General features: G+C 31.6%; 22 protein-coding genes and 1 pseudogene. 18 read left to right on the forward strand and 5 right to left on the reverse strand.

All coding sequences use genetic code 11. The features are described from left to right. Nucleotides 1-4 precede the first annotated feature (4 nt). The gene (locus JG776_RS03100; protein ID WP_291964614.1) at nt 5-871 is read left to right on the forward strand and encodes a DMT family transporter; all 867 of its coding nucleotides are present in this window, start codon (nt 5-7) and stop codon (nt 869-871) included. Between the two features lie 46 nt (nt 872-917). Here JG776_RS03100 and pgmB read toward each other — a convergent pair whose 3' ends face one another. Then, nucleotides 918-1559, reverse strand: a complete 642-nt coding sequence (gene pgmB, locus JG776_RS03105) for a beta-phosphoglucomutase (RefSeq protein WP_291964616.1) — start codon at nt 1557-1559, stop codon at nt 918-920. A gap of 291 nt (nt 1560-1850) precedes the next feature. Here pgmB and JG776_RS03110 point away from each other — a divergent pair, with 291 nt between their 5' ends. The 9 genes and pseudogenes from JG776_RS03110 to JG776_RS03150 all read left to right on the forward strand — a co-directional run bounded on the left by JG776_RS03110 (nt 1851) and on the right by JG776_RS03150 (nt 11896). Next, complete coding sequence (locus tag JG776_RS03110; RefSeq protein ID WP_291964618.1) at nt 1851-4130, forward strand: glycosyl hydrolase family 65 protein; 2280 nt, start codon at nt 1851-1853, stop codon at nt 4128-4130. 76 nt (nt 4131-4206) lie between these two features. Continuing rightward, on the forward strand, nt 4207-5226 hold the full coding sequence (locus JG776_RS03115) for a LacI family DNA-binding transcriptional regulator (RefSeq protein ID WP_291964620.1): 1020 nt from the start codon (nt 4207-4209) through the stop codon (nt 5224-5226). A gap of 50 nt (nt 5227-5276) precedes the next feature. Continuing rightward, nucleotides 5277-6503: an ABC transporter substrate-binding protein gene (locus JG776_RS03120; protein WP_291964623.1), complete on the forward strand. Its 1227-nt coding sequence runs from the start codon at nt 5277-5279 to the stop codon at nt 6501-6503. A gap of 47 nt (nt 6504-6550) precedes the next feature. Further along, nucleotides 6551-7468, forward strand: coding sequence for a carbohydrate ABC transporter permease (locus JG776_RS03125; protein WP_291964625.1), 918 nt, complete (start codon nt 6551-6553; stop codon nt 7466-7468). 12 nt (nt 7469-7480) lie between these two features. Further along, entirely contained in the window at nt 7481-8296 is an 816-nt protein-coding gene (locus tag JG776_RS03130) for a carbohydrate ABC transporter permease (protein WP_027307817.1), read from the forward strand. 104 nt (nt 8297-8400) lie between these two features. Next, nucleotides 8401-8817 (forward strand): annotated as a pseudogene (locus tag JG776_RS03135) (HIT domain-containing protein); the annotation flags it as partial. 118 nt (nt 8818-8935) lie between these two features. Beyond that, on the forward strand, nt 8936-9736 hold the full coding sequence (locus tag JG776_RS03140) for a pyruvate, water dikinase regulatory protein (RefSeq protein WP_291964628.1): 801 nt from the start codon (nt 8936-8938) through the stop codon (nt 9734-9736). A gap of 128 nt (nt 9737-9864) precedes the next feature. Beyond that, on the forward strand, nt 9865-10422 hold the full coding sequence (locus JG776_RS03145; RefSeq protein WP_291964630.1) for a flavodoxin family protein: 558 nt from the start codon (nt 9865-9867) through the stop codon (nt 10420-10422). Between the two features lie 118 nt (nt 10423-10540). After that, a complete protein-coding gene (locus JG776_RS03150; RefSeq protein WP_291964632.1) occupies nt 10541-11896 on the forward strand; it encodes a glucose-6-phosphate isomerase in 1356 nt (451 codons plus the stop codon). Nucleotides 11897-11932: 36 nt separating this feature from the next. Here the strand turns inward: JG776_RS03150 and JG776_RS03155 are convergent, their stop codons facing one another. Next, complete coding sequence (locus JG776_RS03155) at nt 11933-14059, reverse strand: methyl-accepting chemotaxis protein (protein WP_291964634.1); 2127 nt, start codon at nt 14057-14059, stop codon at nt 11933-11935. 122 nt (nt 14060-14181) lie between these two features. Next, nucleotides 14182-14451 (reverse strand): hypothetical protein, encoded by a 270-nt coding sequence (locus tag JG776_RS03160; RefSeq protein WP_073249773.1) that lies wholly within the window; start codon nt 14449-14451, stop codon nt 14182-14184. A gap of 136 nt (nt 14452-14587) precedes the next feature. On the opposite strand from JG776_RS03160, the gene JG776_RS03165 reads away from it, so the two are divergent. Beyond that, the gene (locus JG776_RS03165; RefSeq protein ID WP_291964638.1) at nt 14588-14905 is read left to right on the forward strand and encodes an iron-sulfur cluster biosynthesis family protein; all 318 of its coding nucleotides are present in this window, start codon (nt 14588-14590) and stop codon (nt 14903-14905) included. Nucleotides 14906-14924: 19 nt separating this feature from the next. Continuing rightward, complete coding sequence (locus tag JG776_RS03170; protein WP_027307826.1) at nt 14925-15245, forward strand: putative heavy metal-binding protein; 321 nt, start codon at nt 14925-14927, stop codon at nt 15243-15245. 19 nt (nt 15246-15264) lie between these two features. Here JG776_RS03170 and JG776_RS03175 read toward each other — a convergent pair whose 3' ends face one another. Next, nucleotides 15265-16614, reverse strand: coding sequence for a HAMP domain-containing sensor histidine kinase (locus tag JG776_RS03175; RefSeq protein WP_291964640.1), 1350 nt, complete (start codon nt 16612-16614; stop codon nt 15265-15267). Next, the gene (locus JG776_RS03180) at nt 16611-17267 is read right to left on the reverse strand and encodes a response regulator transcription factor (protein ID WP_291964642.1); all 657 of its coding nucleotides are present in this window, start codon (nt 17265-17267) and stop codon (nt 16611-16613) included. The genes JG776_RS03175 and JG776_RS03180 overlap by 4 nt, the downstream gene beginning before the upstream one ends. Before the next feature lie 163 nt (nt 17268-17430). Here JG776_RS03180 and JG776_RS03185 point away from each other — a divergent pair, with 163 nt between their 5' ends. The 6 genes from JG776_RS03185 to JG776_RS03210 all read left to right on the forward strand — a co-directional run bounded on the left by JG776_RS03185 (nt 17431) and on the right by JG776_RS03210 (nt 24610). Continuing rightward, complete coding sequence (locus JG776_RS03185) at nt 17431-17886, forward strand: DUF2680 domain-containing protein (RefSeq protein ID WP_291964644.1); 456 nt, start codon at nt 17431-17433, stop codon at nt 17884-17886. 163 nt (nt 17887-18049) lie between these two features. Further along, nucleotides 18050-19081, forward strand: a complete 1032-nt coding sequence (locus JG776_RS03190) for a substrate-binding domain-containing protein (RefSeq protein WP_291964646.1) — start codon at nt 18050-18052, stop codon at nt 19079-19081. Next, entirely contained in the window at nt 19074-20594 is a 1521-nt protein-coding gene (locus JG776_RS03195) for a histidine kinase (RefSeq protein WP_291964649.1), read from the forward strand. Before JG776_RS03190 ends, JG776_RS03195 begins: the two co-directional genes overlap by 8 nt. After that, complete coding sequence (locus JG776_RS03200) at nt 20588-22195, forward strand: response regulator (RefSeq protein WP_291964650.1); 1608 nt, start codon at nt 20588-20590, stop codon at nt 22193-22195. The genes JG776_RS03195 and JG776_RS03200 overlap by 7 nt, the downstream gene beginning before the upstream one ends. Continuing rightward, nucleotides 22188-23261 carry a substrate-binding domain-containing protein gene (locus JG776_RS03205; protein ID WP_291964651.1) on the forward strand — a complete coding sequence of 358 codons (1074 nt, stop codon included), beginning with the start codon at nt 22188-22190 and terminating at the stop codon, nt 23259-23261. Before JG776_RS03200 ends, JG776_RS03205 begins: the two co-directional genes overlap by 8 nt. A gap of 254 nt (nt 23262-23515) precedes the next feature. After that, complete coding sequence (locus tag JG776_RS03210; RefSeq protein ID WP_084424581.1) at nt 23516-24610, forward strand: sugar ABC transporter substrate-binding protein; 1095 nt, start codon at nt 23516-23518, stop codon at nt 24608-24610. Nucleotides 24611-24669 lie beyond the last annotated feature (59 nt).

The following is a 24669-nucleotide window of genomic DNA, read 5'->3' on the forward strand; positions in this document are numbered from 1 at the left end:
GAGGATGAAGACAAGAGGTTTTATATATGCAGTAATTTCGGCTGTACTTTTTGGTTCAGCCGGTATTTTTGTTAAAGAGGGTTATAGCAGCAACTTTTCACCAGTTGATCTTTTAATGCTACAATATATAATTGCTGGAGTTATTTTATTTCTAATATGCTTGATTAGATATAGAGATTCTCTTAAATTAACTAAAACAATGTTTAAAAAATTATTTATACAGGGTGCTATATTTAATACACTTATGACGGTGTTTTTTTATACATCCTTCAAATATTTAACAGCAGCAGAGGCGACTCTTCTTCTTTATACTTATCCTTCTATGGTTGCTATTTATACTTCTTTATTCAAAAAAAGTAGAATTGGATATAAGAAAGTAGTTTCTATTTTATTTTCGTTTGTAGGCAGTGTACTTGTTTTAAATCTTTTCAACATAGAATTAACAAGAGGTATATACAAAGGGATAATTTATGGACTTTTATCGGCAGTATTTTATTCAGCTATGAACATTTATGCAGAGGAGATTGTAGAAGATGTAAATGAGCTGATTATAACCTTCTATACGACAATGTTTTCACTAATAGTCCTGTTTATTTTTAATTATAAATTTATACTAAAGCTATCCTATGTTGATTTTGTTTCAATAAAAAATGCACTAAATTTAGCACTGTTTTGTGAGATAATACCTCTAACACTTTTATATTCAGCAATAAAGCATATAGGACCAGTTAGTACATCCATTATAAGCACCTTTGAGATTCCTTCATCTGCAATACTTGGTGCTGTATTCTTAGGCGAAATTCTATCGCCTATACAGATATTTGGCATTCTAATCGTAGTGTTAAGTATAATATACCTAAAAAAGAGTTAAAAATAAAGGATAAGTCGAAGGGGGAGCAATGACTTATCCTTTATTTTTAGAAATTTAGTATATCTATTGTAACACCTTTAAAAGTATCAATAACCCTATCAGCATCGCCTAAAATTTCAGGTGAACCAACACCAATAACCTTCATATTTGCACGTCTTGCAGCTTCAATTCCAGCAACTGCATCTTCAAATACACAGCATTCCTCTGGTTTTAATTTGAGTTCTTCAGCAGCCTTTAAAAACACTTCTGGATCTGGCTTTGCATTTGTAACCTTTGTCCCATCAATAACAGCATCAAAATATGGTAAAAGATTTATATTTTTAAGTATTGTCATTGCATTTTTGCTAACTGAACCTAAAGAAATTTTTATCCCTTTTTCTCTAAGTTCTGTTAAAAAAGCCTTAACTCCATCTAATATTTCGCTCTCATCCATTTTTGATATGTATTCTACATACCAACCATTTTTCTTTTCAGCAAGCTTAAGTTTTGTTTCTTCATCAAATTTTTTATTTCCTATTTCAAGTAGTATCTCAAGGGATTTCATTCTACTAACTCCCTTTAATCTTTCATTGTCTTCTTCTGTAAATTCAAATCCAAGTTCATTTGCAAGTCTCTTCCAGGCAAGATAGTGATATTTTGCTGTATCAACAATTACTCCATCTAAATCAAATATACATCCTCTAATCATTATTCTTATCCTCCTTTATACAGTCTAATATAATTATAACAAAAACGTTTTTGAAAACAAAGTATATTTTAAACAAAAATAATTTTGTATTTTGCTTAAATAAGCGTTTATTTTTGAAAAATTAATACATAACATTAAATTTCTAATATTATTCATGTAGTATAAAGTAGAAAAAAAGAGAAAAATGGAGTTTAAAAAGTCTAAAAATTTTTTCAAAAAAGTATTGAAAACGTTTTTGGTATAATATATAATTAAAATTAGCAAAAACGATTTCGAAACAGGAGGAAAAATATGCATAGGGTATGGAATGTTGAAATAAACGAGTATAATTCAACTCAGAATAGAAAGTACGAAACAATTTTTACTTTAGCAAACGGATATAGAGGTTTAAGAGGAGCAATAGAGTTTTCTAAAATAGGTGAGAGAGGAAATTTTATTGCTGGTGTTTTTGATAAAAATACTGCTCAGGTTACGGAAATAGTAAATTGCCAAGACCCTCTAATTTTTAATATTTATGTAGATGGGGAGATAATTGATATAGATAGCACAAACCTTTTGGATTTTAATAGAAGTCTTGATATGAAAAACGGAATTTTATATTCAAATTATAAGGTAGAACTTAAGAGTGGAAGAATAGTAGAAATAAAAACAGAAAGATTTGTAAGTAGAAGTAATGTTCACAGGTGGGCTGCAAAATACAGCATAAAGCCTGTAAACTTTAAGGCAAAAATGTTTATTGAAAATATAATTGATGGAACAGTAGTAAATAGTACATTAGATCCAGCAAATCTTACAAAGCATTTTGAAGTTTTAGATGCAGAGGATTTTAAGCCAGGCATAGCACTAAAAACAAGAACCTTTGACAACAAAATAGAGATAGTTGAGGCCACAGCAGTTTTATCGGAGGATGAAAATGGCAATATATTCAAATCAAGAAAATACACAAAACTTGGAGAAAAGGTAAGGGAACTTTATGAGTTTTTCGTTGAAGAAGGCAAAGAATATACAGTCTTTAAGTATGGTATTACTTATACTTCAAGGGATACGAAAAAAGAGCTTTTTGAAGTAGCACAAAGGGAGTTAAGAGATTTTATAAACATAGGATATGAAGCTGAAAAAGAAGCACATTCTAATGTATGGCAAAGATTGTGGGATGGTATGGATGTAAAGATAAAGGGTGATGACACAGCTCAAATAGGAATTAGATTTAATTTATTTCAGCTTGCATCATCTGCCTACCCTGATGATCCAAGGGTAAGTATAGCAGCAAAGGCTCTACACGGTGAAGGATATAAAGGACACGTATTTTGGGATACTGAAATTTTTATGCTTCCATTCTTCGTTTATACAAACCCTGAAGTTGCAAAGTCTTTATTAATGTATAGATACAATACATTAGATGGTGCAAGAAGAAATGCACAATTAAATGGGTTTAAGGGAGCTCAGTTCCCTTGGGAATCTGCAGATGATGGTACAGAGGTTACTCCAAAGTGGGGAGTTGACTACGATGGAAATCCGGTTAGAATATGGACAGGTGATGAGGAATATCATATAAACTCAGATATAGCCTTTGGTATATGGGAATACTTTAGAGCAACTAAGGATGAGGAGTTTTTAATAAATTATGGAACTGAAATACTTCTTGATACAGCGAAGTTCTGGAATAGTAGATTAGAATATAATAAGGCTGAAGATAGATATGAGATAAATAGAGTAATAGGCCCAGATGAGTTCCACGAACATGTGAACAATAATGTATATACAAATTATCTTGCAAAGTGGAATATGAAAAAGGCATTAGAGGTAAAAGAGTGGCTAAAGGAGAAGGATAGAATAAAATATGAAACACTCTGCAACCAATTAGGTATTTCAGAAGTAGACTTTAAGGAATGGGAAGAAAAACTCAATAAAATATATATTCCAATGGCTAAGGATGGAAAACTCATTGAACAATTTGAAGGGTATTTTGATTTAGTAGATATTGAAATAACAGAACACGATGAAAATGGAATGCCTGTATGGCCAGATTTAAAAGGGCATAAGCTTCACGATACACAGCTTATAAAACAACCAGATGTAGTTATGCTAATGCTTGTTCTTGGTGAAGAATTTGATTTAGAGTCAAAGAAAATAAACTATGAATACTACGAGAAAAGAACAATGCACAAGTCATCACTTAGTCCATCTATGTATTCAATAATGGGGCTTACGGTGGGTGACACGCAAAATTCATATAAGTATTTCCTAAAAACAATATTAACAGATCTTGAGGATAACCAAGGAAATGCTGGACACGGTCTTCACGCTGCCTCAACTGGTGGTTCTTGGCAAAGTGCAGTTTTTGGATTTGGAGGATTTAGTGTTGATGAAAATGAAATTCCAAACTTTAACCCTTGGATACCAGAGGTTTGGGATGAATTCACATATACAATAAATTGGAGAGGTTCAAAGGTTGAGGTTACTGTAGATAGGAAAAATGTAAGCATTTATTCACAAAAGGATATAGATGTAAAGGTGTATGGTAAAGATTACAGTATAGCAGCAAATGAAAAATTAGTGGTCGCAAGATAAAGTAGTAACAGTAGAACTTGAAGGGTGCTTGCAGAAGTAATATCATTAATATAAAAAGAATTTAAGGGGTGTAATTATGGAAAATAAGGTTGTTACTATAAAGGATGTTGCAAAAAAAGCTGGTGTTTCTGTAAGCACTGTTTCAAGGGCCTTTAATAATTACAGTGATATAAACCCGGAAACAAGGGAGCTTATCTTAAAAGTTGCTGATGAATTAGGTTATAAGCCTAATATTATTGCAAGAAGTTTAAGCTCTAATAAGAGCTTTAGACTTGGTATGTTGGTAGAGGACTATGACTTAGTTGGAATGTTAAATCCTCTTGTCTTTGAAATATTAATGAGTTTTAAAAACACAGCCACAAAATTAGGTTATGAAACAGTGCTTTTATCAACAACATCCGATATACAAAAAAATGAAAAGCTTTCAAAATTGTTTTCGGATAAACAGTTAGATGGAATGTTTATTATGGGACTTAAAATGACGGATGAATATTATAGAGAACTTTCAAAGATAGATAGTCCCTGTGTACTTTATGATATAAATATAAACAACCCTAATGTAGGATGTGTTGGTGTAGATAATACAAGAGGAGCATTTTTGGCAGTTGAGTATTTACTTAAAAATGGACATAAAAAGATAGGTTTTATAAATGGACATAAGGATGCCTATGTAAGCTATGAAAGGCTTGATGGATATTACCTTGCCCATAATAGATATGCAATAAATGTAGATAATACTCTAATTGAATATGCAGATTTTACAGATAAGGGTGCAGAGGAAGCGGTAGAAAAATTAATAAATAGGCATAGGGATTTAACAGCAATATTCTGTGCAAGCGATATTATGGCAATAGGTGCTCTAAATAGGCTAAATGATTTAGGATATACAGTTCCAGATGATATTTCTATAATAGGTTTTGATGGAATATATCTATCCCAATGTGTTTCACCTAAACTTACAACAATAAAGCAGGATACACTGAAAATAGGTGAAGCAGCTGCAAATTTACTATTCAATTTAATTCAAGGACAGCGTATAGGACGAGTTGTTATAGAACCTGAACTTGTGGAGAGGGAATCAGTTAAAACAGTTTAATACTGCATTTGCAGTAAAAATAAATAATAAAAGATAGAGGGGGAAAATCTATGAAATTCAAACGCTTTGTAGCGACAGCTACTGCACTTTTAATTGCCACTTCATTATTTGTAGGATGTGGTAAAAAGGAAGAACAAACTACAGAACAGCCAAAGGAAGAAAAAGTTACAATTACACTTGGCTGCTGGGGTTCATCACCTGCAGAAACTCAGCTTCTTGATGACCAAATTAAAAAGTTTGAGGAAACACATCCAAACATTAAGATTGAAAAGCAGGTTATAACTGGAGATTACAATCAAGCATTGCAAGCAAAGATTGCATCAAAGACTGAACCAGATGTTTACTATCTTGATGTATTCCAGGCACCAGCTTACATATCAAAGGGAGTTGTAGAACCACTTGATAGCTACCTTGATATGGATGATGTTAAGGATTTTGAAGAATTCCTAATTGAAGGTTTCAAGAAGGATGGAAAGATTTACGGTCTTCCAAAGGACTTTAACTCACTTGCAATCTTCTACAATAAAGATATGTTTGAAAAGGCGGGCGTTAAGGAACCAACTACTTGGGCAGAACTTGAAGAAGCTGCAAAGAAGCTAACTAAAGATGGAGTATATGGAATGTCTTTAAGTGCTGATGCAGCAAGATTTATACCATTTATGCTTCAAGCTGGTGGAAAGATAAATGAAGGAGATGCAGTTGCATTTAATACTCAAGAGGCTGCAAAGGGATTAGACTTCTACTTCTCATTAATAAAGAAGGGCTATGCAAAGCAACCAAAGGATCTTGGCGAAGGATGGAATGGAGATGCTCTTGCACATAAAAAGGTTGCTATGGTTATAGAAGGTGGATGGATGATTCCATTTATGAAGGATGCAGGTCCAGATGTTAAGTATGGTATAACTAAACTTCCAAAGGGAGATAAGGAAGGAAACCTTGCCTTTACTGTTGCTTATGCAATGAGTGTTAATTCAAAGCACAAGAAGGAAGCTGCAGAAGTTATAAAGTTCTTAACAGGAAAAGAAGCACTAAAGATGGTTGCAGAAAGTGGTCTTGCAATTCCATCAAGAAAGTCAATGGAACAACTATATACAGAAAAATATCCAGAAAGAACACCTCTTGTTGAAGGAACAAAGGGTGCACAAGTATTCCAATTTGGTGCTAATACAACTAAGATTATGGATGCTTTAAATAAGGCTGGTGAAAAGCTATTATTTAACAAAGTAAATGATGGCAAGGCTGCATTAGATGAAGCTGCCAAGGAAGTAGGACAATAATATTAAGGAAGCACCTTGAGTGCTTCCTTTTTTAAAGGAGGTAGTTTATGAGCTCAAAAAGAGGCACCTTAACAAGAATTAAAACGAGGGAAAAGATAGATGGTTGGCTCTTTGTTCTACCATTTGTTATAAGTACATTGGTTTTCTTTGCAGGCCCCTTAGTGGTTGCATTTATTTTAAGTTTTAAGGAGTATTCCTTTCTTGATCAAAATACTATATGGCAGGCAAAATGGGTTGGATTTGATAACTATTTAAATGCTCTAAAGGATCCAGTTTTTAAGAAGGCTCTTTTAAATACCACTTTATATTCTTTAGGTGTTGTTCCTATTCAGCTTATTATAGCACTTATTTTAGCTTTAATTGTTGATTCAGATATAAAGGGAAAAACCTTCTTTAGAGTGGCTTATTATATACCTACAGTAACATCTACTGTTGCTGTTTCGGTTATGTTTATGTTTATTTTTAAAACAGATGGACTATTAAATAAATTTTTAAAGTTATTTGGAGTTCCACCATATAACTGGTTTGGTGATGTTAGATTGGCACTTCCATCTATAATGGGAATGGCCATCTGGTCTTCTGTTGGTCTTTATATGATTATATTCCTTGCAGGGCTTCAGGATATTCCACATTCCTTATATGAGGCTGCCTGGATAGATGGTGCAAATAAATGGCAACAGTTTTGGTATGTAACTTTACCGCTTTTAAGACCTACCTTTTTCTTTAATTTAGTAGTTTCACTTATTGGTACCTTCCAAGTGTTTGACCAAGCCTATGTTGTATCAGGAGGTAATGGAGGGCCACTAAATGCAACAATGACTGTTGTTTTATATCTATATAGAACAGGATTTAGAGATTTTAAGATGGGATATGCCTGTGCAATAGCATTTATATTATTTGCAATAATATTTGCACTAACGCTTGTTCAAAAGAAGTTATTTGGAGAAGAGACTCAATATCAATAGGGTGGTGAAATGATGGGCAAGAGGATTTTAAGAGTCCTATTTTATTTATTGGTAATAGGTTATGCAGTAGTTTCTATAGGTCCATTTTTATGGAGTATTTTAACTTCATTAAAGCCTACAAGTGAAATTAATAATTTAGCAATTGACTTTAGTAAACTTAGCTTTAAAAATTATGTATTCTTGTGGAAAAAGTTTCCGTTTGCACGCTGGATGTTAAACAGCATATTTGTAGCTCTTGTTGTAACCTTTGGCAACCTACTTTTTAACTCAATGGCAGGTTATGCACTTGCAAGAATAGATTTTCCAGGTAAAAAAGCTCTTTTTCTTGCGATACTTGCCTTTATGATGGTTCCTGGACAAGTTGTTATGGTACCAACATTTATTCTTTTAACTAAGCTTGGATGGGTAAACACTTATAAGGGACTAACTATACCATTTTTAACAAGCCTGTTTGGAATATTTTTAATGAGGCAGTTCTTTTTATCAATACCAAAATCCCTTGAGGAGTCTGCTATGATTGATGGCTTGAGTAGATTTGGTATATTCTTTAGAATAGTTCTTCCCCTTGCAAGACCAGCACTTACAACGCAGTTTATTTTGATGTTTACAGGTAATTGGAATAGTTTCCTATGGCCAAGTTTACTTGCCACAAGCGATAGTAAATATACATTACCTGTTGGGCTTAATTCCTTTTATGGACAATATTTTCAATTCTGGGATCAGGTACTTGCTGGAGTTATGATTCTTTCAGTACCATCAATAATTATTTTCTTAATATTCCAAAAGAACTTTATAAAGGGAATTGCAACAACAGGAATGAAGGAATAACAAAAGCATATTATAATAATATATCAAAATTTAGGAGGTCAGAATGTCTAATTTCAGAATAAGCTTTTAGACAGAAGAACAAGTAATGCTATGGAAAGGAAAGCTGTATATATTGTGACGAAATAGAAAAGGAAGTAAATTTAAATAAGAGGGTAGTTATTGAGAATGAGTATTTTGTTGTATTGTGTCCCTATGCATCAATTTATCAATACCAAACACAGATACTGCCTAAAAGGCACGTAAGTTCTTTATTTAGTTTGACGGAAGATGAAATTAGAGGTTTGGCATATACTATAAAGGATTTATTTGAGCGATACAATAGAAATTTAGGTGATATAGCATATAATATGTATTTTCACTGTATTAATAGGGAAGTTAAGGAGTATCACCTTCATATAGATATTTGTCCAAGAACTAATATCCACGCTGGATTTGAAATATCAACAGGAGCTATAATAAATAGTGTGTATCCAGAAGATGCAGCAGAAGTTTTAAGGGATAAAGAAGTAAACAAAGGCTGAGATATGCCATTTGTTTACTTCTTTTATATATTTTTTTATATTTATTCTCGGAATTATTTTATTTTTCTTAAAATTATAGTAAAATAAATATAAAATACTACAAAAAGAGGGTGTGGCTATGATTATTTATGCAGTTTCAGATTCAATAGGGGAAACAGCTGACCAAGTGGCAAGAGCTACAGCCAGTCAGTTTGATTATGATATAAAAATAAAGCGAGTACCCTATCTTACAACCTATGATGATGTAAAATCCTTTATAGAAACAATAGAGGATACAAAGGAGGCACTGATAATATCAACCATTGTTATGGCTGACATTAGAGACTTTTTAACAAGCTTAGCTGTTGAAAAGGGAATACACATTGTAAATATTTTAGGACCTTGTATTGCAACTACAGCAAGAATAATAAATCAAATGCCTATATTTAAGCCTGGTGCTGTTAGAAAGCTTGATAATGACTATTTTAGAAAGATTGAAGCTATGGAATTTGCAATAGCTTATGACGATAGTAAAGATGATAGAGGGATAAAGAACGCAGATGTTGTACTGCTTGGGCTTTCAAGAACTTCAAAAACTCCTCTTTGCGTATATCTTGCAAACAAAGGTATTAAGGCAGCAAACGTTCCCTTAGTACCAGAAGTACAGTTACCAAATGAACTATTTGAGATAGATAGGAATAAAATAATTGGGCTTACAATAGACCCTATGGAGCTAATTGAAATAAGAAAGAACAGAATACATAGATTAGGTGGAAGTTTAAGTCAAATAGAATATGCAACAGTAGAGAGAATATTGCTGGAATATGAATATGCAGAGAAGGTTATGAAAAGACTAAGATGTAAAGTAATAGATGTAACTAAAAAAGCAATAGAGGATACTGCTGCAATAATAATGGAGCATATTGGTTGGCAAGAATAAAAAATAATGTAGAATAATATTGTAAATATGTAGAATGATGTAGCATAATGCGAAAAATAATATAGCAATATGCTATTAATTATGTTATAATATATATGCTAAAATTTAAACAATAAGGAGATGATTAAATGAAGGTTCTTGCTATTTCTTGTAGTCCAAGGGTTGGTGGTAACTGCGATAAAATAATAGACACAATATTAAATGGTATACTAAATGGTCAAAGTGATGTAGTGGTTGACAAGTATAAATTATCAACAATGAACATAAACGGTTGTAAGGCCTGTTATTCCTGTAAGAAGGGAAACGGATGTATACAAAAGGATGATATGCAGCTTTTGTATGGAAAACTAAATGAAGCAGACCTTATAATTTTTGCTTCACCTATATATATGGGCCATATAACGGGAACAGGCAAAAATTTTATGGATAGAATGTTTGCCTTTATGAAGGAACATTTTGAAGTAACACTTCCAAATGGGAAAAAAGCAATTATTGTTTTAACTCAAGGACATAATGTGGAAAGTGCCTATAGAAGAGTTGCAGATGACCTGATAAATTTCTTCAATTCCTACGGAATAGAGACTGTATCTCAAATAATTGCAGCAGGAACTACACTTGAGGCAGAAAATATAAACAAAAATGTATTAGACCACGCCTATAGGGTAGGGGAGAAGTTAGTTATATAAGGGAGTAGTTATACTACTCTCTTTCATTTTACCCAATGAATTTCATACAGGTTGTGGTTGCAAATTTAACAAAAATGTATTAAAATAAAAGTCAAAATTTAATAATGGAGGTAGAAATATGTCTAAAATAACAGTTGACTATTCAAGGGTTTTAGGCTTTATAGGCGAACATGAAATAAAATATCTTGAATCACAAATATTAGATGCACACGATAAGCTACATAACAAAACAGGAGCAGGAAACGACTTTTTAGGATGGGTTACATTACCTGAAGATTATGATAAAGAAGAATTTGAAAGAATTATAAAGGCAGCAGAAAAGATAAAATCAGATTCAGATGCACTTGTGGTTATAGGAATTGGTGGTTCATATCTTGGAGCAAGAGCTGCAATAGAAATGCTAAATCATACTTTCTACAATGTACTACCAAAGGATAAAAGAAAGACTCCTGAAATATACTTCGTAGGAAATAATATAAGCCCTGTTTATTTAAAGGATCTTTTAGAGGTGTTAGAAGGAAAGGACATCTCAGTTAATGTTATTTCAAAGTCAGGTACAACAACTGAGCCTGCAATAGCATTTAGAATATTTAAGGAATATATGGAACAAAAGTATGGAAGAGAAGGGGCAAAGGAAAGAATATATGCAACAACAGATAAGGCAAGAGGAGCATTAAAGAAGCTTGCTGATGCAGAAGGATATGAAACCTTTGTTATTCCAGATGATGTTGGTGGAAGATATTCAGTATTAACAGCAGTAGGACTTCTTCCAATTGCAGTATCAGGTGTTGATATAAGAGAAATGATGAAGGGTGCAAGGGATGCAATGGATGAATGTGCAGTTCGTGATGTATTCAATAACCCAGCATACCTTTATGCAGCAGTGAGAAATGCTCTATATAGAAAGGGTAAGACAACTGAAATAATGGTAAACTATGAACCTTGTATGCATTACTTTGCAGAATGGTGGAAACAACTATTTGGAGAAAGTGAAGGAAAGGACAATAAGGGTATATTCCCAGCTTCAGTGGATTTCTCAACAGACCTACATTCACTTGGACAATATATACAAGAAGGTTTAAGAAACATATTTGAAACTGTACTTAACATAGAAAAGGTTAAAACAGATGTTGAAATAAAGGAAGATAAAGATAATATAGACGGATTAAACTTCCTTGTTGGAAAGACTATGGATTTTGTTAATAAGAAGGCCTTTGAAGGAACACTTCTTGCCCACTATGATGGAGGAGTTCCAAACATAGTAATAAATATACCAGAAATTACACCATATTATTTTGGAAAGCTTGTTTATATGTTTGAAAAGGCTTGTGGAGTTTCAGGTTATGTACTTGGAGTAAATCCATTTGACCAACCAGGAGTTGAAGCATATAAGAAGAATATGTTTGCACTTCTTGGAAAGCCAGGATTTGAAGCTCAAAGAGAAGAACTTGAAAGAAGATTAAACAATAGATAATAAGAATCCAGTTTGGTTTAACCAAACTGGATTTTCTTATGCTTTAAATTTACTCATCTGTTCGTTTAATCTTTCGGATATAGAATTGAGTTCGTTAGATAGTTCTGCAACACTATTTATAATTTGTTGCATCTCCTGTGATGATGCAGTAATTTGTTCAGATGAAGCAGATACTTCTTCAGCAATAGATGTTACAGATTCAACCCTTGATAGTATTAAATCCTTTGATTGAACTGTCTTATTTACCGTATTAAATGTTTGGTTTATATAAGGTGGAATATTTTCAATAGATTCAAGTATTTCATTAAATGAATTTACTGCATCTTGTGCCAATGCTATTTGTTCTTTTATTAAACTATCAACTTTATTTGAAGTATTAATTACATTTCCTGTTTCACCTATTATATTATCAACTAATTTTTTAATCTCATTTGATGATTCCTTTGATTTTTCAGCAAGCTTTCTAACTTCTTCTGCAACAACTGCAAAACCGCGTCCAACTTCTCCAGCACGAGCAGCCTCAATTGCAGCATTCAAGGACAGTAGATTTGTTTGTTCAGATATATTATTAATTACATCTGTTATATTAGAAATACTCTTTATTTTATCAGCAAGCTCGCTAAATCTTGAAATTACAAGCTTATAGGCTGTTAAAACTTCTTCAAAGTATCCTATTAGGTTTGATATTTTTTCCTTACCGCCATTTGCCTTTTCTTCAGTTTCATTTGTTTTATTTCTTACATTAGTAAGATTATTAATAATGTTGTTTAATTCACTTGTAAAGTCCTGAAGTTGTGTTACAATATCAGATAAATCAGCAGCCTGTTGCTGTGCCCCCTTTGATACATCCTCTATGGCAGTTGCAACTTCATCTGAAGCAATTAGCATAGTATTTGATGAAGAATTTAATGTATTTGACACAGTAAATATTTTTTCTGATGTCTTCTTTATTTCTAAAATATAGCTCTGCATTGTGTCTAATACTGAATTAATATTTTGTGCAATATAACCAAATTCATCATTCCTGTGAATTGGTATATTTACAGTTAAATCTCCCTCTGAAACGTGCTTCATTGTTCCTGCTATTGCGTTAAGAGGTTTTGTTACTAATCTTGTTGCAAAATAAACAAGTAACGGAAGAACTATTAAAATAAGAAGTATAACTAATATTGTTGTTTGTTTAATTGAATTACTAATGGTAAGAAGTTCACTATATGGCATAACGGAGGAGAACTTCCAACCTAAAAAGTCATTTGTGCTAAAGTAGCCAATATATTTTATTCCGTTATATTCAAATTCTATTTCTCCATTTTTATTGCTTAATATTTTGTTTCCATATTCAGTTGATGAAATGTTTTTATTCATTATTTCTTTTTTATCAGGGTGAACTATAGTAATTCCGTCCTTTTGCAGTACAAACAAATATCCTTTTTTACCAAGTTTAACCTCATCGATATATCGTGTTGAAATCTTTTGTAAATCAATAGAGAATATAAGTGCACCCGCAAAATCCCCATATAAACTTTTGATTGGTGCAGAAATAATAACAGATGGTTTTGTAAAATTATTATCTGCTATTGCAGAAGAAATAATTGGTTTAGACTGATGTTTTACATTTTTAAAAAAGTCATAATTTGAAAAATCAGCATCTTTTAGGGACTTTAACCCTGTTGTTGTATTAGGTTGTGCAATTACTTTTCCATCTTTATTTGTAATTAAAACAGCATTTAATTCTCCAAGGTTGTTTAAATATGATGTAACTGTATTATTTAAATAGTTTTGTATATCATCATTTGGTTCAACTTGCAGGCTATATGTATAATTTTTAATTATATCATTGGTTGTTAGTATATAGGCGATATTCATATACTGATTAATAGTCTTTGATATATTATTTGACGTATAAGCCTGTGTATTTTCAAGGTTTTTAAATGCATCATTTTTTGTTATATCAATTGACCTTTTATTTAGCATAGCACCTACTACAAGCATAGGTAGGATTGATATTAAACAAAATATGAGTATAAGTTTTAATCTAAAGCTGTGTTTCATCTTATTCTTTGAATCTGTTTCTTTTAAACGTTTAAGCGATAATAAATTAAAAACATTCTTAAAATTAATAGACTTAAATTTGGGTTTTTTTATACTCTTTTGTAGTTTCATAGAACTTCCCCCCCTGCGATGTTAAAAAAAGTAATGTTCTTAAATTAATTATATTAAAATTTTGATTAACGTGCAAACGTTTTAATGAAGAAATATTTAAAAAATTAAATAAGAGGATTTGATTACCTCAAATCCTCCTCAAGTTCCACAATCTCAAAATAATCAAAATCTATTTCCTCGATAAAATTATCCTGTTTAAAGGAAGTTTTAGAATACTTATTATACTCTTCAAGATTTTTAGGAAGCCAATAGGGTTTTTGAATATCAAGCTTTTGACATATTTCTGTTATACACATTTTAAGGTTCTCTTGATAATCCGCACCACCTTTAAACTCAGCCTCTTCGTGTCTTATTAGCTTATTATTTTTGTATATTTTTCCCCAAAGTCTCAACTATAGCACCATCCTTATTGTAATTATTTTTTAGTAAGGTATAATAATTTATAATAACACGTTTAGAAGTAAAATAAAATATATAAGGGTGAAATTATGAAACAAAAGGATTTAAATGAGGTTAGGTGGTGTTAAAATGGAGGTTCAAGTAACAAAATTAGCAGAGGATAAGATAAAGGAGGCAATAAAAACATATAATGAAAAGAATCAATTAAGAATATATGTAGAGGCAATTGCTTGCCACGGTGCAAAATTTGGTCTTGCCTTTGATGATATAAAGGAGGATGACATAATAGAAAAGGTTGGAGATATTACATACTTTGCTGATGAAAATGTTTTAAAATATTCCGATGGAATAAAAATAGATTATGTTTTAGAGCCAAAAGAAGGATTTATAGTAACTTCCTTAAGGCCAGTAAAATCAAGCTGCTCAAGTTGTGCAGGTTGTAAATAATAAAAAGGGGGATAAAAATATGATTATTACAACTACTCCTTCAATAGAAGGAAAGAAAATAGTTGAGTACAAGGGCATTGTTTTTGGAGAGGTCATAAGCGGTGTAAACTTTGTAAAGGATTTTATGGCAGGACTCTCTGATATTTTTGGAGGACGTTCATCTACTTATGAGGAAGAACTACTTTACGCAAGGGATAGAGCACTTGAGGAGATGAAACAAAGAGCACAAGCTTTAGGTGCCAATGCCGTAGTTGGTGTGGATATTGACTATGAAGTATTAGGACAATCGGGAAGTATGTTAATGGTTACAGCATCAGGCACAGCTGTTGTAGTAGAATAGGTGGCATTTTGCCACCTATTTATTTAAACTGTATTATAAAACTACTTCCCTCTCCTACCTTGCTTTTAACCTGTATGTTTCCATTATGAAGCTTAATAATTTCTTTTGCTATTGAAAGTCCAAGACCTCCTACCCCTTTTTCCTTAACCCTATAAAACCTTTCAAATATATAAGGCAGGTGTTTTTCTTCTATTCCTTCACCATTATCTTTTATAGTTATTGTAGGTTTATCTATATTGCTTATATTAATTTCAATTATTCCATCATCCTTTGTATGTTTAATGCAATTTGACAGTATGTTTAATATAGCCATCTCAAGGTAGTATCTATCGGCTTTCATTAATACATTATTTCCATTTATAAAAATACTCCTGTTTCCCTTTATTATTTTTATTTTATCTACGATATCATTTAACAAGGCATATAGATTTACCTCTTCAAACTTTAAATTTATATTACCTGACTCTATTTTAGAAAGCTCAAGGTTTTCATTTACAAGTTTATTTAACTTTTCAACCTCTTCAATTATATCCTTAATATATTCCTTTCTCTCTTCTATAGGAACAATGTCGTCATAGAGTGCCTCGGCATATCCTTTAATAATTCCAAGGGGGGTTCTAAACTCGTGGGTTACATTTGCTATAAAATCCCGCCTTAATTTTTCTGTTTTAGATAGGTTTTCGGCCATTGAGTTTATTGTCTTTGAAAGCTCTTCTATCTCATCATTTGTATTTATATTTAGTCTTATACTGTAATCTCCCCTTGATATATTCTTGGCAGCATCATTTATTTGGATGATTGGCTTTGTAAACTTGTTACTAATAAAGTATGCACCAACAAAGGATATAAGTATTGCAACAAATAAAAGATAAGTAAATTGTTTAGATATATTAGATACTGCATTGTTTATTTCAACTGTAGGTATATGAATAAATACAGCAAAAACATTACCATTTAATTTAGCTGGATAGCCAAGAGAAATAATCTTGCTCTGCCTTAACATTGCTTCATCTGTTCTATATATTATTTGACCATCTAAAACACTGCTTAAATAGTTTTTTTCTATATTCATTATTTTGCCTGTCATACCCATCATATGTGAGTATTCTTTGAAAACAATATCTCCATTGCTATCATAAATTGATATTTTTGCATTTAATGTGTTTGAAATTCTCTCTATTTCAGAAGTTAGCTTATCTTGGTTTAGAAGATTTTTTTCAATAACTTGTGCATAGGAAATAAGTTTATCCCTTTCAGTATTTGAGTAGTACCTATTTAATATGTTGCTTTGCAGAAGTACATTAAAAACTAAAAGAATAATCATTAAAAGAGATGTGTACACTATTAACTTATATCTTATTCCTCTCATTTTTTCACCTCGAATTTATATCCAAACCCTCTAACTGTTTGAATATAGTCCCTATACTCACCAAGTTTTTCTCTAATATTTTTTATGTGTGTATCAACCGTTCTAAGATCTCCATAATATTCATATCCCCAAACAGCATCAAGTATTTGTTCCCTTGATATGGCTATGTTTTTATGTTCATATAGATATAACAGAAGTTCAAATTCCTTTAATGTTAAATCAATAGTATGTCCGTTAACTCTAACCTCCCTTGCAGATTTATCAATAAGTATTTCTTCTGATTCATCAGTCTTTTTAACTCTTTTTAATATAGCACGAGTTCTTGCTACTATTTCCCTTGGACTTGCAGGTTTTACAACATAGTCATCAACTCCAAGGTCAAAACCAAATAATTTATCATCCTCCTCACCACGGGCAGTTAGCATAATAACAGGAACGTCGCTATCCTTTCTTATTGTTCTTAAAACACTCCAACCATCACGTTTTGGAAGCATAACATCAAGTATAATGAGCGAATGAATAAGGGGTGAGAATAAGTTTATAGCCTCTTCACCATCCTTTGCCTCATCAACTATATATCCTTCGTTTTCAAGATAAAGCTTTAAGACACGTCTTAATTTATCCTCATCTTCTACAAGAAGTATTTTGCTCATAAGAACACCCCCTAATATTGTTTTAACTATATATTAATACATAAAATCAAAAAATAAAATCAACTTCACAAAATCTACACAAAAATCCCATAAATAAATCACACTATGAAAATATAATCAAAGTATAAGATAAATAAATTAAATTTTTAGGAGGTAGATTAGTATGAAAATGAAGAAGATAGCATTAGGACTTTTAATAGTAGGGGCAGTATCAACAACTGCACTTGCTTATGCAGCCACAAGACCAGTGGATATAGTTTCAAAGCTAACAGGGAAAACAGTAGAAACTCTATATCAAGAAAGAGCACAGGGCAAAACATATGGAACAATAGCAAAGGAAGCAGGAAAGCTTGAGGAGTTTAAAAATGAAATGCTAAAGAATAAAAAAGAGATATTAGACCAAAGAGTGAAGGAAGGAAGGCTAACTCAGGAACAGGCAGATGAAATTTATAATTCTATTAAAAACAATATGGCAAACTGTGATGGAACAGGTTCACAAAGACTTGGTCAAAAATATGGTGTTGGTTTTGGAAATGCCCAAGGAAAAGGTATGGGAAATGGTACAGGATTAGGTCAAGGAATGAGAAGAGGATTTGGAAATGGGTTTAACAGGAGATAGGATGTATAAATAAATATATTAGAAGTTTAAAGGAAAATATAGAGGGTAGTAAACAATATATATTACTTGTTTACTACTCTTTCTATTTTAAATAGTTTATTATTAATATATTATTTTTGTGATATAATGAAAATTGAGAATTTTATGACAAGGTGGGTTGGCAATGCTTAAAAAGTTTGTAGATTTCATCAATAGACAAGCTATTTTAATTCTACTAACAGTAAACTTATTAGCAAGTTTAATACTTTTGTATGCCAAAAATGGTGGAGAGCAACCTGTGTTTGCAAAACCTCAATATCACTTTTATTTCATTACCCAAAATTCAATAGACCCCTTTTGGAATGAAGTTATAATGGGTGCAAATAAGGCAGCAAAGGATAATAATGTAGTAATAGAGTTTTGTTCACCAAGGTTTAATGATCCAAAGGAACAGTTAAAATATCTTGATATTGCTATTTTATCAAAGGTGGATGGAATAATTACTCACGTTCCAATAGCAGAAGATTTTACAAGCTTAATTGATAAGGCATACTTTAAGGGAATTCCTGTTATTACATTTGAAAATGATGATAACAAAAGTAAAAGATATTCCTTTGTAGGAATAAATAGCTTTGAGGTTGGTAAAAAGGCAGCGGAACTTATGATAAAAGCAACAGGAGGAAGAGCTAACATAGCAATAATCACAAGCAATGATTTAAATCAAGATTTGGTAGAAAATAACTTAAAAATGAACGGTTTTTTTAGTGCCATAAAGGATTATCCAGAAATGAAGGTTGTAAAAACCTATACATCTAAAATGGGCATTTTAAGTGCAGAGGAAATAACACAAAAGATTATAGATTCGCAAGAAAAAATTAATGCAATTTTTACAGTTAGTTCAGCAGATACCTTAGGAGCAGCACAACTAATTGTAGATAGAAACAAGGTTGGTGAGATAACACTTGTGGGCTATGGAAGTTCAGAGGAAATCATAAGATATATTGATAAGGAAATTATTTATGGAACTATATCAAGCGATCCCTTTCAGATGGGATACGAAAGCGTTAAAGCACTTATTGATATTAAATCATCGAAAAATGTACCCTATTATATAAATACAGAATTAAAGGTTTTAACAAAGGAAACGATTGAGGAATTCAAGAAAAAAAGCAATGAAAAGGAAAAACTTCTAAAGTGGGAGAGTTTTTATGAATAAAGAGTTTTTTAAATTCTTTGGGATTAGAAAAAAGTTAATTTTATATTTTTTGTTTATTATATTGTTATTAAGTAGCATAAGTCTTTTTTCCTATTATAGTGCGAATGTAGTTTTAAATAATACAAATAGAATAATAAAGGATTATATATACATAAATAACGTAAAAAATACAGTAAATAGCCTAATTACAGAACTTGAAAAATACTTAACTACTGCCTCCTCTGAAAGTCTTTTGCGTTATTATGATTACTATAATAGGCTCTCTGTAATATCAAGGGAAATACCAAGAAGTTTAGATTATAACGAGGATAATTTAATTCTAAAGGATATTGGTAATATGCTTGATGAACTTTTATCTGAAACTGATAAGGCTGTATTGGCAAAGAGAGGTAGGATAAGCAGTAGATACATAGCAAATTTTGAAAGGGTTACTGAAATAAGTGAATATATAAATCAATATAACAATAAACTGTTAGATAATACATTAAAGGGTGGAACAGAAAGATACCAAAATATAAATAGTAATATGAGGTTCATAATTTTCCTAACCTTTTTTGCAATAATTGTATCTATAATCGCCACATCATACATTGCAGTAGCTGCAACTTATAGATTAATAAAACCAATATCTGAGCTATCAAAATATGCAGAACGAATTACAGAGGGAGACTTAGAGGTTAAGCTTACTCAAACCCATACAGGTGATGAAACAGATATATTAACAGGTGCATTTATAAAGATGGTTGAGAGCATAAAGGATTATATAAGTGAACTTAAAAAACAAGCCGAGATGGAAAATAAGCTTAAAGAACAGGAGCTTCAAAATTTAAAAATGGGAAGCCTTCTTAAAGAGGCAGAACTTAAGTACCTACAATCTCAAATAAACCCCCATTTTTTATTTAATACATTAAACGCTGCGGCACAATTATCAACAATTGAGGGGGCTGATAAGACATCAGAGTTTATTGAAAACATAGCACAACTATTTAGATACAACCTTAAAAATATTGATGATTTAGTCTCCTTAAGGGATGAAATAGAACACGTTATAAATTATATGCAGATTTTGAAGATGAGATTTGGAAACAGGATAGACTTCTATACTGATATAGATGAACTTGCGTTAGATACCAAGATACCAAGAATAACACTTCAGCCAATTGTTGAAAATGCTTATATACACGGGCTTCAAAATCTTGAAAGAAAAGGAGAAATACATCTTAATGTAAAGGCTGAACTTGATTATGTATTAATTGATATTATTGACAACGGAACAGGAATGGATAAAGAGTGTATAAATGCAATAATATGTTCGAATAAAGATGAGGAGATTACTAAAAAACACGTTACAGGTATAGGAATGAAGAACGTTTTAGAAAGATTAGAGCTACTTTTTAACATAAAAGATAGAAGAGAGTTAATAAGTATTGAAAGTAAAATAGATGAAGGGACTAAAGTAACCTTGAAGATACCAAGATTTAATGTGGGACAAGGGGGATTAAAAGTATGTTGAAGGTTTTAATAGTGGATGATGAGTATCTTGTTCTTGAATATATAAAGATGATAATAGAAAAAAATTTTGATGATGTAAAAATTGTAGATACGGCAGCTACAGGACGTGAAGCAATAGAAAAGGCAATACAAACAAAGCCAGATATTGTTTTTATGGATATACATATGCCTGGCATAAATGGAATAGAGGCTATAAGGCAGATTAAGTCTACAAATAACGATATATTTTTTGTAATATTAACAGCCTATGAATACTTTGATTATGCAAAGGAGGCATTAAATCTTGGTGTTTTTGAATATCTTTTAAAACCTATAAATAAACTTAAGTTAATAGAAACCATTAATAATCTAAAAACTGCAATTGAAAAAAGAAGAAGAAATATAATGTTGGAGGTTGAACTAAAGGAGAGAATAAACAATATTGTACCATTTTTAGAGGGACAATTTATAGCATACAAGATGTTTAATATAGGAACATTAAATGATGTAGGATTTTATGAAAATGTTTTTAATATGTCATTAAGGCAGGGTTATGTTATGAGTGTTTCCCTTGAGGGTGATGGGCGTTTAGTAGGAAATACAACTCTTAAGGACAAATATGATAAACAGAATTTTTACGACCTGTTTAAAATAAAATTAAAAAGTATAGTTCCCTGCATTATATCCAATCCTTTATCGGATAGAATTGTAGCCTTTATCCCGACTGATGAAGATGAGGATGAATTTGTTAAATATAAATCCATTGAAACAGCAAAGAAGTTTGAAGAAAAAATAAAGGGTGCATCCAATTTAAAATATAAAATAGGAATAGGTAGAAATTATAGTATAGAAAATTTTAATAAGTCCTGTAATGAGGCGTATATTGCATCTTCTATAAATAATGGACAAACTATTGTTCATTATGAGGATATAAATCCTAATACTCAAAAGGATGATGTGTACCCTTGGAACCTTGAAACTGCCTTTTTAAACTGTATTGTTTCAGGGGATTTTAATGGTGCTAAGGAAGCTTTTAAATCAATATATGTTTGGTTAAGCAATGCATATGTTAATGATATATATAAAATAAAAACAAAACTTATAGAATTGGCCTTTAATGTAGATAAAGTTATTCCATATAAGCTTGATAATATTAATACCCTAAAGCAGGCATTTGTTTTGACGGTTTTAAAGGAAGAGGATATAAATGAAATAAGAAAAAGCTTTTTACAGTATATTTCAGATATCTCCCTTGAAATACAAAATAGAAAGCAGGAGCAGGTGGACGATATTATATCAAAGGTTTTAGAATTTATAAACAAAAATTATAAAGAAGATATTTCTCTTCAGGATGCAGCACAGCACGTTAATATTAGTTATTATTATTTAAGCAAAATATTTAAAAATGAGATAGGAAAAGGATTTACAGATTATTTAACAGAACTTAGAATAGAAAAGTCTATGCAATTATTATCTAATAGAAATATGAGTATAAAGGAGATATGCCAAGAGATAGGATATAATGACCCTAACTACTACTGCAAAATATTTAAAAAGATAACTGGAATGACCCCCACAGAATATAGAGCTTCAAGCAGGATAAGGGGGGATTATGTTGGTTAAGGATAGGTTTTTAAGAAATTCAATATTAGTTTCACTCCTCCTACTTCTCATAATACAAACAGCCTTAATTTTTATAAAGTTTTATAAGCCTTATATATATTTAGCTTCAAAAAATAGTGTGAAGGATGATAAAAAGAAGATAAGAATAGGTTTTTCGCTTGGTACTTTAAAGGAAGAAAGATGGATAAAGGATAGAGATATTTTAATGGCAAAGGCAAGAGAATATGACGCAGAAATCATAGTACAAAATGCAAATAATGACGACCAAGATCAACTAAATCAGGTTAAATATCTATTGGATCAGGGGATTGACGTGCTTTTGCTTGTTCCTAATGACTATATAAAGGCACAAAGTGCAGTTCAAATGGCAAAGGAAAGAGGAGTCCCAGTTATATCCTATGATAGATTGGTGCTTAATTCTAATGTTGACCTCTACATAAGTTTTGACAATGTAAGGGTTGGAGAGCTTATGGCAGAGGGAATATTAAATAAAATGAGATATGGCAATATTTTTATAGTAAATGGTGCAAAAAATGACTATAATACAAAGATGATTAAGGAGGGTTATGATAAAAAGTTAGAGCCTTATATTAACAATGGACAGATTAAAATAGTTGGAGAAGAATGGTGCCCTAATTGGATGAGGGAGTATGCCTTTAATGTTGTTGACAGAGAACTACAGAAAAAAACAGATATAGATGCTGTAATATGTGGAAATGACAGCCTTGCAGAGGGAGTAATTGAGGCACTTTCAGAACATAGACGTATAGGAAGGGTTTATGTAGTAGGACAGGATGCAGACCTTTGGGCTTGTCAGAGAATAGTAGAGGGTACACAACTTATGACGATATATAAGCCAATTGATAGACTTGCGGAAGAGGCAATTAAGATGGCAATAAAACTTGTAAAGGGTGAAACGATACAAACAAATAATAAAATATTTGATGGTAAATACTATGTTCCATATTATGTTTTAGAGCCTATTGCAGTAGATAAAAATAATATGGATGAAACCATAATAAGAGATGGGTTTCATCTGCGGGAGGAAGTATATTTAAAGAAGTAAATAAATATAAACCCCATAAAAGATTTGGTATTTTATCAATCTTTTATGGGGTATTTTTTTTATGTAAAATTTTGCAACAAAAAATTACCTATAAATTTTAAAAAATTCAGATAATTTACTAAAATATACTTATCCTACACAAATACCTACAGAGACAAGCCAAGATAAATATGCAATAATTTAGTTGAAGCTAATGAGTTAGAAAATTTTAAATTAGCTGAAAATAACAAAACAAAATTCAGGGGGGGTTTAGTATGATTAAATTGAAAAAGTTTATTTCAGCAGCAGTGTTAGGTCTTATGATGTTTAGCTTGACATCCTGTGGAACAAAAAAGGTTGATGTTGGTATAGTTCTACCAACAAAGGATGAACCAAGATGGGTTCAAGACGAAACAAGATTTAAGGAAGCTCTAAAAGACACTAACCATTCAGTAGAAATCCTATTTAGCCAGGGTTCATCAGCAAAGGAAAAGGAAAATGTTGACGCCCTTATAGCAAAGGGAATAAAGGTATTAATCATTTGTCCTCACGATGGTAGTGCAGCAGCTGCAGCAGCAGAAGCAGCTAAGAAGGAAGGTATTAAGGTAATATCCTATGATAGATTAATAACTAATACCGATGCAGTTGACTACTATGTAACATTTGATAGCGTTGCAGTAGGTGAAGCACAAGCAAGATACTTAGTAGAACAAGCTCAAGGTAAAGGAAACCCATTATATCTATATGCTGGAGCAGCATCAGATAATAATGCATTCCTATTCTTTGAAGGTGCTTGGAATGTTCTTCAACCAAAGATTGCTGATGGAACATTTGTTATAAAGAATTCAAGCGAAGCAGTAGCATTACAAGGTAAGGCAAAGCTAACTCGTGATGAGATGAGTAGAATAATAGGACAAGTAACTACAAACTGGGATTTTAATGAAGCAAAGAATAAGGCAGAAGCACACTTAACTGCAGCTTCAAAGGAAGATAAGGGTAATGTATTTATATTAGCTCCAAATGATGGTACAGCTCGTGCAATAGCAGATGCATTCGCAGCTGACAAGGATGTTACAAGCTATAAGATAACAGGGCAAGATGCAGAAAAGGCTTCAATACAATACATCATTGATGGAAAGCAATCAATGACAGTATTTAAGGATGTTAGAACACTTGTAAAGGATGCTATAGGAATGGCTAAGGATATACTTGATGGTAAGGAACCAAAGACTACTGGTTCATATAACAATGGTAAGATAGATGTCAAGGCAAAGCAAACTGAAGTAATAGTTGTAACAAAGGACAATGTAAAACAAGCTCTTATTGATTCAGGTTACTACAATGCTTCAGACTTTACAGGAATTAAGTAAAAGCAGTTTAAATTTATGAATAGTGGTAGCTTTGGCTATCACTATTCATTCATAAAATA

Origin of the sequence: Caloramator sp. (genome assembly GCF_020054765.1) — a bacterium.
Taxonomy (GTDB): domain Bacteria; phylum Bacillota; class Clostridia; order Clostridiales; family Caloramatoraceae; genus Thermobrachium; species Thermobrachium proteoclasticum.

Coding starts and splice junctions, on each gene's coding strand:
- JG776_RS03120 (WP_291964623.1), top strand. CDS start 5,277: ATGAAATTCAAACGCTTTGTAGCGACAGCTACTGCACTTTTAATTGCC.
- JG776_RS03155 (WP_291964634.1), bottom strand. CDS start 14,059: ATGAAACTACAAAAGAGTATAAAAAAACCCAAATTTAAGTCTATTAAT.
- JG776_RS03150 (WP_291964632.1), top strand. CDS start 10,541: ATGTCTAAAATAACAGTTGACTATTCAAGGGTTTTAGGCTTTATAGGC.
- JG776_RS03100 (WP_291964614.1), top strand. CDS start 5: ATGAAGACAAGAGGTTTTATATATGCAGTAATTTCGGCTGTACTTTTT.
- JG776_RS03110 (WP_291964618.1), top strand. CDS start 1,851: ATGCATAGGGTATGGAATGTTGAAATAAACGAGTATAATTCAACTCAG.
- JG776_RS03195 (WP_291964649.1), top strand. CDS start 19,074: ATGAATAAAGAGTTTTTTAAATTCTTTGGGATTAGAAAAAAGTTAATT.
- JG776_RS03190 (WP_291964646.1), top strand. CDS start 18,050: ATGCTTAAAAAGTTTGTAGATTTCATCAATAGACAAGCTATTTTAATT.
- JG776_RS03130 (WP_027307817.1), top strand. CDS start 7,481: ATGGGCAAGAGGATTTTAAGAGTCCTATTTTATTTATTGGTAATAGGT.
- JG776_RS03115 (WP_291964620.1), top strand. CDS start 4,207: ATGGAAAATAAGGTTGTTACTATAAAGGATGTTGCAAAAAAAGCTGGT.
- pgmB (WP_291964616.1), bottom strand. CDS start 1,559: ATGATTAGAGGATGTATATTTGATTTAGATGGAGTAATTGTTGATACA.
- JG776_RS03180 (WP_291964642.1), bottom strand. CDS start 17,267: ATGAGCAAAATACTTCTTGTAGAAGATGAGGATAAATTAAGACGTGTC.
- JG776_RS03185 (WP_291964644.1), top strand. CDS start 17,431: ATGAAAATGAAGAAGATAGCATTAGGACTTTTAATAGTAGGGGCAGTA.
- JG776_RS03125 (WP_291964625.1), top strand. CDS start 6,551: ATGAGCTCAAAAAGAGGCACCTTAACAAGAATTAAAACGAGGGAAAAG.
- JG776_RS03170 (WP_027307826.1), top strand. CDS start 14,925: ATGATTATTACAACTACTCCTTCAATAGAAGGAAAGAAAATAGTTGAG.
- JG776_RS03145 (WP_291964630.1), top strand. CDS start 9,865: ATGAAGGTTCTTGCTATTTCTTGTAGTCCAAGGGTTGGTGGTAACTGC.
- JG776_RS03165 (WP_291964638.1), top strand. CDS start 14,588: ATGGAGGTTCAAGTAACAAAATTAGCAGAGGATAAGATAAAGGAGGCA.
- JG776_RS03140 (WP_291964628.1), top strand. CDS start 8,936: ATGATTATTTATGCAGTTTCAGATTCAATAGGGGAAACAGCTGACCAA.
- JG776_RS03200 (WP_291964650.1), top strand. CDS start 20,588: ATGTTGAAGGTTTTAATAGTGGATGATGAGTATCTTGTTCTTGAATAT.
- JG776_RS03175 (WP_291964640.1), bottom strand. CDS start 16,614: ATGAGAGGAATAAGATATAAGTTAATAGTGTACACATCTCTTTTAATG.
- JG776_RS03210 (WP_084424581.1), top strand. CDS start 23,516: ATGATTAAATTGAAAAAGTTTATTTCAGCAGCAGTGTTAGGTCTTATG.